This is a genomic window from Planococcus sp. CAU13, assembly GCF_000775575.1.
Classification (GTDB): Bacteria; Bacillota; Bacilli; order Bacillales_A; family Planococcaceae; genus Planococcus.
Genome location: NZ_JRGN01000265.1, coordinates 1 through 11,333, shown reverse-complemented (window position 1 = coordinate 11,333; position 11,333 = coordinate 1). Strand labels below are relative to the sequence as shown.

Sequence of the window (11,333 nt, the reverse complement as noted above, 5' to 3'; positions counted from 1 at the left end):
CGCACAAATCCTGTTTTCCGCGCATAAGTGCGTCGCTTCAGCGCATATATTTTATAGAATGGAAATTTTTAATTTATTCATTTGAAAATATGAAAATATCAGTAATGGGCAAGCTGTTTTCAGCTCTATCCTGCCTTGAACAGCCTCGAGAAAGCCCTTCACTTTGTAAACGCCATTCTTTTTCGGTGATATTCGGTCAATGTTGATGAAAAACTTCTTTTTTGATTCGCCTCATCCAGTTTTTATTTATGATGAAGTTTCTCCTTCATTATTAATCCGCTCCTATTTTCTTAACCATTGACTTTATTAAAATATAAGCCTTATACTTATATATGAACATATACTCATATATGCAATAATCCAATCCAAATGGAGGTGCTCTGCAGGATGAAACAGCATATCGAAAAAGAAGAAACTTTCACAAACCAGCATCCATTAGATGAAGAGACGCTCTTCATCGTGTCCCAGACATTCAAGGCATTGAGCGATCCGACCCGCATCCGGATTTTGAATCTGCTGTGTTCCGCCGAGCATTCCGTCAACGAACTGGCCGAGAAATTGGATATGGGCCAGTCCGCTGTTTCGCATCAGCTGCGTTTTTTGAAGCAATTGCGGCTGGTGAAATTCAGAAGGGCCGGAACGACTTTGTATTATTCAAAAGACGACAATCACGTCATAAATTTGTTAAATCAGGCAATTGAGCACGCAACTCATCAATAACTAAAGCATTTTAGCAGGAATCCGTTGAAATGAAAGGAGGAAATGAGATGCCACATGATCACAGCCATGGCCACACACACGGAGCGAATAAAAAAGTTCTGCTCATTTCATTCATCATCATTACAAGTTACATGATCATTGAAGCCGTCGGAGGGATTTTGACCAATAGTCTGGCGCTGCTGGCGGATGCGGGCCATATGCTGAGCGATTCCATTTCACTTGCCATTGCGCTGCTCGCGTTCAAACTTGCCGAAAAAGCGGTGAACCACAGCAAAACCTATGGCTACAAACGATTCGAAATTCTGGCAGCGATGATCAACGGCGCGACGCTGATCGGTGTGGCGCTCTATATTTTCTATGAAGCAGTCGGCCGATTCGCAAATCCGCCGGAAGTCGCCACGACCGGCATGCTCATCATCAGCGTCTTCGGGTTATTGGTCAATATGCTGGTTGCCTGGATCATGGTGCGCGGCGGGGATACTGAAGGCAACTTGAATATGCGCGGAGCCTATCTGCATGTGCTGAGTGACATGCTGGGATCGGTCGGAGCCATCTCGGCCGCCTTGCTCATGATCCTCTTCGGCTGGGTCTGGGCGGATCCGGCAGCAAGCGTCATTGTTGCAGCGCTCGTCCTGCGGAGCGGCTATCATGTAACCAAATCTTCTCTGCATGTGCTGATGGAAGGCACCCCGCAGAATATCAAGATTGACGATATCATCCGAACAATCCAAAAGACAGAAGGTGTCCGCGGCGTCCATGACTTGCACGTCTGGTCCATTACCTCAGGAATGAACGCGCTGTCCTGCCATGTGGTGGTCGGCAACCGCCTGACGCTTGCCGAGAGCGAACGCATGGTGCATAAAATCGAGCATGATCTCGAGCATCAAGGCATCGATCATGTGACCATCCAAATGGAAACGGACGCCCATTCACATGCCGATTCCATTCTGTGCACAGCAACAAGCGAGCCGGTCCACAATCATCACCATCAATGAATCCTACAACCAATAAAAGAGGCTGAAAGCATTCTACCTTTGCTTTCAGCCTCTTTATTTTCGTTCAACTTATCTTTTTTCCAATCTCACCCGCTGCAGACGCAGTGAGTTCAGCACAACCGATACGGAACTGAAAGCCATCGCGGCACCGGCTACCCAAGGTGCCAGCAGGCCGATGGCGGCAATCGGGATGCCCACTGTATTGTAGGCGAAAGCCCAGAACAGGTTCTGTTTGATGTTGCGCATCGTTTTACGGCTCATGAGGATAGCATCCGCAATGCTGTTCAAATCGCCGCGGATGAGCGTAATATCCGCCGCTTCCATCGCCACATCGGTTCCTGTGCCGATCGCCATGCCGATATCGGCCACGGCTAACGCCGGCGCGTCGTTGATGCCGTCGCCGACCATCGCCACTTTCTTGCCTTGCAGCTGCAATTTCTTCACTTCGTCCGCTTTGCCTTCCGGAAGCACTTCCGAAATGACGGCGTCGATGCCTACTTCTCTCGCAATCGACTGCGCGGTCCGCTCGTTGTCCCCCGTCATCATGATGACTTTAATGCCCATTTGATGCAGGCGTCCGATTGCTGCGCGGGACGTCTCTTTAATGGTATCCGCTACTGCGACGATTCCGGCATATTCGCCGTTGATCGCAGCCAGCATCGCGGTTTTGCCGTCGCTTTCCAGTGCTTCCATTTCAGGAATAAACGCAGAAACATCGATGCCGTATTGCTGCATCAATTTCCGTGTGCCGACGAGAACGCCTTGTCCTGACACAGTTGCCTGAATTCCGTAACCCGGAACAGCTTCGAAATATTGGACTTTGCCAAGCTCGATGCCTTTTTCCTGGATTCCTTCGACAATCGCCTGTGCAAGTGGATGTTCAGATTGTTTTTCGGCTGCACCGATTAATGACAGGAACTGCTCTTCATTTTGCCCAGCAGCCAGCGAAACGTTCGTCAACACCGGTTTTCCGTGAGTCACGGTACCGGTTTTATCCACGATTACGGTGTCGATGCTCTGGGTCTGCTCCAAATGTTCGCCGCCTTTGAACAGGACGCCCATTTCCGCTGAACGGCCCGAACCCGCCATAATGGAGGTCGGCGTCGCAAGGCCGAGCGCACACGGACACGCGATGACCAATATCGCAATCAGCACTTCAAGCGCCGGAGTAAAGTTGCCAGGGTCGACCAATAAGTACCAAATGAGGAAAGTGACCAAAGCGATTCCCACCACAATCGGCACAAAGATACCCGAAATTTTATCGGCCATTCGCTGGATCGGTGCTTTCGTCCCCTGTGCATTTTCAACTACTTTAATAATCTGCGCAAGCGCTGTATCCCGGCCCACTTTCGTTGCTGTCATTTGAATAAACCCGTTGCTGTTGATCGTCGAGCCGTAAAGGACGTCACCTGCAGCCTTATCGACCGGCAGACTTTCACCCGTCAGCATGGATTCATCCACTGCAGTCGCGCCTTCCAGCACTTCGCCGTCAACCGGTATCTTTTCACCGGGTTTGACGAAAATCGTATCGCCGATCACCACTTCTTCGAGCGGCACCACTGTTTCAACTCCGCCGCGCAAAACGACCGCTGTTTTCGCCTGAAGGCCCATCAATTTCTTGATCGCTTCCGAAGAACGGCCTTTCGCTTTCGCTTCGAATAATTTACCCAGCACAATCAATGTGATCAGAACAGCACTGGTTTCAAAATACAAATGTGCCGCATGCGGCGAACCGGCGTGAATAATCGCCTGATAGACACTGTAGAAGTAAGCCGCCGATGTCCCCATGGCAACCAAAACGTCCATATTGGCGCTGCCGTTGCGAAGCGCTTTATACGCCCCGACATAGAACTGCTTCCCGATGATGAACTGGACCGGCGTGGCCAACAGCATCTGGAACCACGGATTCATCAGGATTTCCGGAACGTATAAAAATGAAGTGAAGGAGAAATGGCCGACCATTGTCCATAACAGCGGCAGGGATAAAATCGCTGAAATGATGAATTTCCGCTTTTGGTCCTGAATGGCTTTTTCACGGTAATCCACTCGCTCTTCATCTTCCTGCTGCTGATGTGCCCCGTAACCCAGTTTCTCAACTTTCGCAATGATTTCGCCAATTGTCACTTCGGACGGATTGAATTCAATTGTCGCTTTTTCAAGTGCCAGATTGACGTGTGCCGAGCCAATTCCGCTCATCCTGTTCAACCCTTTTTCGACGCGGGTCGAGCACGCCGCACACGTCATGCCGGTAATATCGAATTCGACTTTCTGCTTTACAACACCGTAGCCGAGCGCGTCGATTTTCTTTTCGAAATCCGCCTCGGTAAGCTTCGTGGAATCATATTTGATGGATGATTTTTCGAGTGCCAGGTTGACATTCGCCTGTTCGACGCCATCCATTTTGCTTAAACCTTTTTCAATCCGGGTGGCGCACGCCGCGCAGGTCATCCCCGTGATTTGAAAGTTTGCTTCTTTTGTCTCCGCTGCCATGATGTTCTCCTCCTCCCATATACCATACGGGGGTATATTTTGCTTAAAAGAGAAGAGTGCTGAAGAAGCACTCTTATACTACGTCGTATCCCTGGTCTTCAATCGTTTCTTTGATTTGGCCCAATGATGTTTTGCTGTCATCGAAATTTACGGCAACCTGGCCGTTTTCAAGATCCACCTTCACAGACGATACGCCTTGAAGTTCCCCAACACTCGATTCAACCGCATTTACACAATGTGCGCAGGACATGCCTTCGACTTTCAATGTTTCATTCATATTCTGTTCCTCCTCGATCTCTGTTTTTTTAAATTTAACATACCCTCTTAGGGTATATCAAGTATTTTATTTTCTGTTACTTCGTCATCGTCTTCATGACGTCCATCAATTCACTGATCGCTTCTTCGCCTTTGTTTTCCTTAATGGCCTTCGCCACACAGTGATGCGTATGGTCTTCCAATAAAGCGAGCGACACTTTGTTCATCGCAGACTGGATGGCACTGACCTGGTGCAGGATGTCGACGCAGTAACGATCGTTTTCGACCATCTGGTGAACACCGCGTACTTGTCCTTCAATCCGTTTCAACCGGTTCAAAAGCTGCTGTTTGTTAGGCTGCACTGTAGATTTCATCGTAGTTTCCATTTATTCGACCTCCCGGTTTATACCCTATACCCGTATACTACTCCCGTTCTGGATGGATGTCAAAAAAATAGTTTCGCTTGGGGATGGGAAATTACCTCTCCTTCCTTGTTTCAGGAAGGAGAACTCACTTCCACCCAGAATTAATGCAGTAGCACTTTCATAAGTTTGAAACCGGCAGAGGAGGAACCAGTAAATGACGGAGAAGTTTCACGAAGTTCAGGACGTTCTGGATACCTACAAAACAGCATTACACGAGAAAGACGCTGACAAGTTATTAAGCCTGTACGACTCTGACATCCAGATTTTTGACTGCTGGGGCGCCTGGGAAAGTAAAGGGATTGCCGCATGGAAGGAAAATGTGGCAGAGTGGTTCAATGGACTGGACAAGGAAGGCATTTTACTTGAGGTTACATTCAATGACACGGTCATTGAAGAAACGGCATCTTTGGCATTTGTTCATAGTGCGGTTGCCTATGCCGGCTATGATAAAGAATCGGGAGAAAAACTCCGGCAAATGACAAACCGGTTCACTTTTGGCTTAAAAAAACAGGAGGAGTCCTGGGTCATCACCCATGAACATTCCTCGCTGCCGATTGATATGGAAACAGGCAAAGGCATTTTTGATCTGAAATAAAACTGCAGGGACATCAGATGTCTTAACGGCATTGCGGCTGCAATCCCTATTCTCTCATTTCAAAGTAGTCAATCGGACGGATTTCAATTTCCCATCCCAGCTGTTCTCCGTCACTGACCTGCACGGTCGGATGCATAGAAGCAATCTGAATGGCTTCCTCCATGTCTCTTGCTTCTATTATGAATGAACTGCCCAGCATTTTTTTGCTGTCGGCCAATCGGCTATCATCAATTTGTATTTTGCCATTAACCCGTTGCAGTGTCTTCACTTCCTGTGCAACGCCGGCGTCCATAAGCATATGGCCACTTCTATGCAGTTCTTCAAGATGGTGACGGCATTTCAGCATGATTGCATCAATCTCTTCCTTTGGCAAGGCATCCATTTTCTCCTGGTTGAAGTAACCCAAACACTGGTATTTCACCTTCCAGCCTCCTTGTTCGGTGGATTTTTTTTCATTCGTAAAAGCGCTCTATTGTAATTTCTTTAAAGAACCAGGAAATTCCTCTATAAATAAATTCACGACTGATTTTTGCGCCTTGGATGACAAAAACTGCAAGGAGGAACGATGCTTATGAATTGACCATTTCCAGAAGAAAGCCCGGCCGATCAGTTGATCGGCCGGGCTTTCCTGCATATCTTTAATTCACATTAAACCCTGTCTAACCGCACTATGCTCTGATAACTTTTAACATCTGCCGCAGAGCCCCTAAATGATAAGCCGAATGAGCCAAAGAAGCCAGCACTTCATTGATCAGCAGTTCATTCCATTCCATCACATCAATCATCTGCATCAAAGTGGCATATTCGTTTCGTACGCCATCCCGAATCCGGTTCCACTGCTGTTCATCCACCGACTGAATTTCCCAGCTCTTTCCCCAATCCATTTCCGGCTGCTTTTCATTTTTTACAATCTCGTTGATGCCCCACATATGGTAGCGAATGTGGTCCGCATGGGCCGCCAGTGTTGTCCCATTAACCGGCATGGAAGCTTCTGCGTGAGAGGTTTCGTCCAACACTCCGAAAATTCCGGAATTCGGTTTCGTTTCCGTGAACCAGCTTCCCTTCACAGGAACCGGTGGCCCTTCGAACGTTTCCTTGACCATAGTCGTAATCGAGTTTCTGAATACTTCACCCATTTTCAGCCCTCCATTTTTTTGCCTCTGCACTCCTGCTTATACCTGTTTTCCCTTTAAAATTCTTTGCTGATCAACGGATTGAAAATCATCTGAAACAATTTATCAGATTGCTTTCGCTTTTTTATTTCCATTAATGAAATACTCCAGGAGCTCCGTTTCCTCTGCGTCCGGCTCTCTATGTTTTATTTCCTCAAAGCGGGACTTAGCCGCTGAAAGCGATAATTCCGTACCCGCAATCTCTCCGATGTCCTGTAATTTGTCCAGATACCCCCATAATTTATCAGGCGTTTCGGGATCGTCATGCGAACTGATATAGTAATCCACTTCATACTTGCGGATTTTCGAAAGTAAAAGCTGCAGCTCGTTCCGGTCGTAACTCCAGTCGCCGCTGTAGAAATCCGGCGACAGGCAGTCCCCCAGAAACAGCACTTTTTCTTCAGGGATGTATACAACCGATGAGTCGGGGGCGTGCACACCGCCGATGTGTTCGACGATGCAGGTCAGGTTCCCTAGATCAATTTCAATTCGATCGGCAAATGAAAGCTCCGGTGATTTGAGGACAAGGTGGTCTCTTGTCGGCATCTCACGTTTGATCATTTCCTGGCAGAATTCGATTTCTTCACCGGTCTCGACGCGTTTATCCAGCGATTCGTCATCCCATTTCAGGGTCTTCATATAATCAATGATTTTTTTGGTCTTTTCGTGGCTGAGCGTCAGTAGATCCATCGTGTGGATACCGAAAACGTGGTCCCAGTGCCAATGCGTGGTGGCCAGAAATTTCAGCGGTGCAACATTCAGCTCTTCAACATTTTTCAAGAATTCCGCAGCGTGGGCTGGTGAATTTCCCCCATCCATCACCAGACTGTATTTCTCTCCGCTGATCAGGCCAAGTACCGGGCGGTCGGTTGGCTGATAATGAGGCTGATAATAGACATGTTCCGTCAGTTTTTTCAGCATTTTGCATGTCCCCTTTTTTATTCGCTGCGATTCCGGTGCCATTCCAGAGCCTGCGCTTGTATTTCTGAAGCAAATGCCTCTTTGCCATTGATATAGGAATCGATATCGTATAGGAACTCCTTGCTTAAACTTCTTTTCAGATCACCGTATTCTTTTGCGACAGCCGGGTGAGCGCGAAGATAATCGCGGAACACCAGATGACGCTCGATTTCGGGGCTGCCGAACTGATAAATATGGAGATGATGCGTCCGATCGTCTCCGCCTTTTTGAAAGTACCGGCGACCGGCAATGCCGTTTTCGCCTTTTCCTATATATCCGATTGCCTGAAGTTCCTCATTATATCCGTCAACTGCCTCGATTTTCTTCACAACTACCAGGATGTCGATGACCGGCTTCGCAGCGAGGTGAGGGACAGAAGTGCTTCCAAAATGATGGATGTCCACCAGCTCATCGCCCAAAATTCGCTTGATCTCATTTGCTTCTTCATGAAATAAAACCGCCCATTGTTCATCGTATGGCAGTACGATTGCTTTTCTCAAGAGATGTCCTCCTTTCGTGGGTCTAAGCTTCCCCGCAAAATTTCCATTAGCCACTTCCGGCCATCATCGATTTTCCTTATTTTTTGGAAATCGCATTTCTCGTAGCAGCGAACGGCGCGCGGATTGGTCGTTTCCGGATCCAACACGACGGCATCCGCCAGTTTTTCTTCGAAGATATACGCCAGGAATTTTGTCACCATCTCCGTGCCGTAACCTTTATTGAATAGAGCGGGTTCACCGATGAACTGGTCGATGCCGTAGATAGTTTCTTCTATAGAATAGCCGTATTTTTTATAATCTTCATCATTCAGCCGGTAACATTGCATGAATGCGAAAGGGCGGCCGGCTGTTTCCACTATGTATGGTTCCACTTCAATTTCACCATCAATCCGCGGACCATACTTGGTACGGACTTGTCCTGCAGTTAGCGGCGCTTCGGGATTTCCGAAGAACTCAAGCACTTCCTCAGTGTTCAGCCATTTTGTCATGACTTCCAGGTCTTGAAAAGCCATTTTGCGGATTTTCATTTTATCTTCCTCCTTTACAGCACCAGGCCAATCGCCTTGTTCACCATTTCACTCTCATCTTCTAACCCCACCCGCTTGCTCAATGTTTTATTGAGCCGGGTAAATTCTGTTGAAATGCCTTCGAGCGCTTCCAGTATGGTACGCGGTTCCCGGCTGGCCTCCCAAGCTGCCAGAAGCTGCAGCTGATTCCCGCTGAGCCGGCTTCTGTCGCCCTCGATTTTCGACCAGGCCTGATATGGACCGTCGAAATGCTGCCCCTTTTCCATATACCAGCCGGATGCGATGAGCCAGCGCACGCTGTCGAGATTGGCAAGCGCGCAGTACGCTTCGCCTCTCATGGCGGCGCGGTACGTTTCGTGGATGAACGCCAGCACTTTCGTGCGCCAGAATGCCACTTCGCCCGCCGTGATTTCATAGACGGCAATTTCCGATGCCTTTTGGATCGGGGTCAAAATGCCGTTTGGGTCATACAGGATGTTCATGCCTTTCAGCCAAATCGAAGGTTCGATTTCTTCTGCGCTGTGATACCAGGAATCGACTTTCACGAAACAATCGAAATGGCTGACAATGACCGGAGACGCCGCAGTTCCTTCAAAGAACAATACATTGCCCCACTCTTCTGCACGTCTTTTTTTATCTTTAATAAAAGATGCCAATTTTTCCGGTTTGACGATGGCGTGGAGGTCAATATCCGAGTAATTGTCCGCATTCCATTTGGCAAGTGAACCGGCCAGGTAAATCGCGAGCACATCCGGATCCTGTTGGAGGTCATGTCTCGCCCGCTCCAGTAATTGCTGCCGGAATTCGGGCAATTCGCTGTCGCGTACCGCAAATTTTTCATCGTTATTCATCTCTTTTTCCTCCTGCTCCTGCTCTTCTATCCATATCATTCCATTTGACGCAGACAGAAGCAATATTTTTTGGTGCAAAAGAAGGAGATTCGCTGATAAAAGGAGAATTAAAAAAAGCCGTCCTTTTCAGGACAGCATTTCCATTTCTTCTATTAGGTGCCGATTAACCGTCAATCCAACCGGTTTCTTCAGAATTCTTCTGTTCGCCAGCTTTATCGTCGCCTGATTTCTTGTTGTTTTTGCTTGTATACGGCTTGAAACTCTTGGCCTTGTTGGATCCCGCTTTCCAGCGATTCCAGCCTTTTTTGCCGGTTCCCTGGCCAGTGCCGCTTTTTTTCTTTTCTTTTGCCATTTCCATCACTCCATTACTATCTTGCATTATAGCATGGCGGACACCCGTCTGGCACATCCTCCACCTTTAATGGTCAGAGAAATTTCGGCATATTTTGCCCTGCCCCTCAAAATCATTATCCCCACATAAGTTTTACGCTGGCTATTCTTCCAGAATCGCTTTCTGTATCAGCGATTTATTCTTCCTGTTTTATTTCAATCAAAAGCGGGAGTATAGGCCTGCCAGTTTTTCAGCTTTTCTGCAGAATTTTGTGAGAAGATGTAATTTCCTGCAGGTTATCATTTCGATAAAAACTTGGGCATGTTTGATGATCTTTGGCCAGTAAACTGGCATTCCTTGATATACTTGCGTTTTTCCTGATTTTTATTCGATTTTCTTAAGATTAGAACCGATTAAAGACTTTTCTCACAGTCGTTTTTAATTTTATTTTTCATTGGAACAGAATTGTGTCTTTAGACCCAAAAATCCTGTTACACTCAGGCCGAAATTGATATACAACTGTAATATTAAAAAGGTTTAGAGCTGTTATAATGAACGTGCTGCAATTTTAATGCATCGGATTTTTACCCAAAAAACTATTCGAGAGTATATATAGCACCTATAAAAAGAGACCGGAATTTTGAAAGGGGAAAAACAACTTGAATTTGAAGTCGAAATGGATGTTGTCTGGGGTTTCATCATTACTAGCCATCTCAATCTTATTGCCAACTGCTGACGCCAATGCGAATACGTTGAACGAGCTCGAGCAGCAACAACAGGAAGCTGAACAGAAAAAGGGCGAATTGAATTCAGGAATCCAGGAAAAAGATAAGGAAATCAAAACTACGATTTCGAATCTGGAAACAATCCTCGGGAAAATTCAGGAACTGAACAATAAAGTTAAAGAGACTGAAGGCAAGATCAATGGTGTCGAAGCTGACATCGCCAAAACTAAAGGTGAAATCGACGAACTTCGCAAGTCGATCGAAGAACTGGAAGCCAAAATTGAAGAACGCACTGAACTTCTTCAGGAACGCGCCCGCGCCATCCAATTGAGCGGCGGTTCTGTGGATTACATGGACGTTCTTCTTGGAGCAAACAGCTTCATCGACTTCATCGACCGGTTCTCTGCAGTCAGCACATTGATCGACGCTGACCGCGAAATCATGCGCGAACAGGCAGCGGATAAAGAATTGCTGGCTGAACAAAAAGCTTCTGTTGAAACGAAACTGGCTGAACAGGAAGCGCGCAACGCTGAATTGAAAGGCCTGAAAGCGGATCTTGACGGCCAGAAGCAACAGCAGGGCGTCCTTGCTGAAGAGCTGAAAGCTGAACAGAAACGACTTGAAAGTGAAAAAGTTGTTTTGACTGAAGAATATGCAGACGTTATTGAAATCAGTGCAGAACTTGAAAACCAAATTGCGGCTGAGCAGGAACGCCTTGCAGAATTGGCACGAAAAGCTGAAGAAGAGCGCCAGCGCAAACTGGCAGCTGAACGCGCAGCGGCTGAAA

The 11,333-nt window shown here is 47.3% G+C and carries 13 protein-coding genes and 1 pseudogene; 4 read left to right on the top strand and 10 right to left on the bottom strand.

Annotated elements, in window-relative coordinates:
- Window positions 1-387 precede the first annotated feature (387 nt).
- Window positions 388-720, top strand: a complete 333-nt coding sequence (locus tag KW93_RS12665) for an ArsR/SmtB family transcription factor (protein WP_033543392.1) — start codon at window positions 388-390, stop codon at window positions 718-720.
- Between the two features lie 47 nt (window positions 721-767).
- Window positions 768-1,715 (top strand): cation diffusion facilitator family transporter, encoded by a 948-nt coding sequence (locus KW93_RS12660; protein WP_033543391.1) that lies wholly within the window; start codon window positions 768-770, stop codon window positions 1,713-1,715.
- A 69-nt stretch (window positions 1,716-1,784) separates the two neighbouring features.
- Here the strand turns inward: KW93_RS12660 and KW93_RS12655 are convergent, their stop codons facing one another.
- From KW93_RS12655 to KW93_RS12645, 3 genes are all read right to left on the bottom strand, one after another.
- Window positions 1,785-4,205 (bottom strand): heavy metal translocating P-type ATPase, encoded by a 2,421-nt coding sequence (locus KW93_RS12655; RefSeq protein WP_033543390.1) that lies wholly within the window; start codon window positions 4,203-4,205, stop codon window positions 1,785-1,787.
- A 73-nt stretch (window positions 4,206-4,278) separates the two neighbouring features.
- Complete coding sequence (copZ, locus tag KW93_RS12650; protein ID WP_033543389.1) at window positions 4,279-4,482, bottom strand: copper chaperone CopZ; 204 nt, start codon at window positions 4,480-4,482, stop codon at window positions 4,279-4,281.
- 76 nt (window positions 4,483-4,558) lie between these two features.
- Window positions 4,559-4,846, bottom strand: a complete 288-nt coding sequence (locus KW93_RS12645; protein WP_052131616.1) for a metal-sensitive transcriptional regulator — start codon at window positions 4,844-4,846, stop codon at window positions 4,559-4,561.
- Window positions 4,847-5,039: 193 nt separating this feature from the next.
- Here KW93_RS12645 and KW93_RS12640 point away from each other — a divergent pair, with 193 nt between their 5' ends.
- Window positions 5,040-5,480, top strand: a complete 441-nt coding sequence (locus KW93_RS12640) for a YybH family protein (protein WP_033543388.1) — start codon at window positions 5,040-5,042, stop codon at window positions 5,478-5,480.
- A gap of 46 nt (window positions 5,481-5,526) precedes the next feature.
- Here the strand turns inward: KW93_RS12640 and KW93_RS12635 are convergent, their stop codons facing one another.
- The 7 genes and pseudogenes from KW93_RS12635 to KW93_RS12605 all read right to left on the bottom strand — a co-directional run.
- On the bottom strand, window positions 5,527-5,901 hold the full coding sequence (locus KW93_RS12635; protein ID WP_033543387.1) for a YciI family protein: 375 nt from the start codon (window positions 5,899-5,901) through the stop codon (window positions 5,527-5,529).
- Between the two features lie 247 nt (window positions 5,902-6,148).
- On the bottom strand, window positions 6,149-6,616 hold the full coding sequence (locus KW93_RS12630; RefSeq protein WP_033543386.1) for a hypothetical protein: 468 nt from the start codon (window positions 6,614-6,616) through the stop codon (window positions 6,149-6,151).
- A 102-nt stretch (window positions 6,617-6,718) separates the two neighbouring features.
- A complete protein-coding gene (locus KW93_RS12625) occupies window positions 6,719-7,573 on the bottom strand; it encodes an MBL fold metallo-hydrolase (protein ID WP_033543385.1) in 855 nt (284 codons plus the stop codon).
- 17 nt (window positions 7,574-7,590) lie between these two features.
- Window positions 7,591-8,112, bottom strand: coding sequence for a GrpB family protein (locus KW93_RS12620; RefSeq protein WP_033543384.1), 522 nt, complete (start codon window positions 8,110-8,112; stop codon window positions 7,591-7,593).
- Window positions 8,109-8,639 (bottom strand): GNAT family N-acetyltransferase, encoded by a 531-nt coding sequence (locus tag KW93_RS12615; protein WP_052131615.1) that lies wholly within the window; start codon window positions 8,637-8,639, stop codon window positions 8,109-8,111. The genes KW93_RS12620 and KW93_RS12615 overlap by 4 nt, the downstream gene beginning before the upstream one ends.
- 14 nt (window positions 8,640-8,653) lie before the next feature.
- Window positions 8,654-9,490: a nucleotidyltransferase domain-containing protein gene (locus tag KW93_RS12610; protein ID WP_033543383.1), complete on the bottom strand. Its 837-nt coding sequence runs from the start codon at window positions 9,488-9,490 to the stop codon at window positions 8,654-8,656.
- Between the two features lie 226 nt (window positions 9,491-9,716).
- Window positions 9,717-9,848: pseudogene (locus KW93_RS12605) on the bottom strand (DUF3934 family protein); the annotation flags it as partial.
- A 632-nt stretch (window positions 9,849-10,480) separates the two neighbouring features.
- Between KW93_RS12605 and KW93_RS12600 the strand changes: the two are divergent.
- Window positions 10,481-11,333, top strand: an 853-nt coding sequence (locus tag KW93_RS12600) for a PcsB-like coiled-coil domain-containing protein (protein WP_033543382.1), incomplete at its 3' end; no start/stop codon positions are given.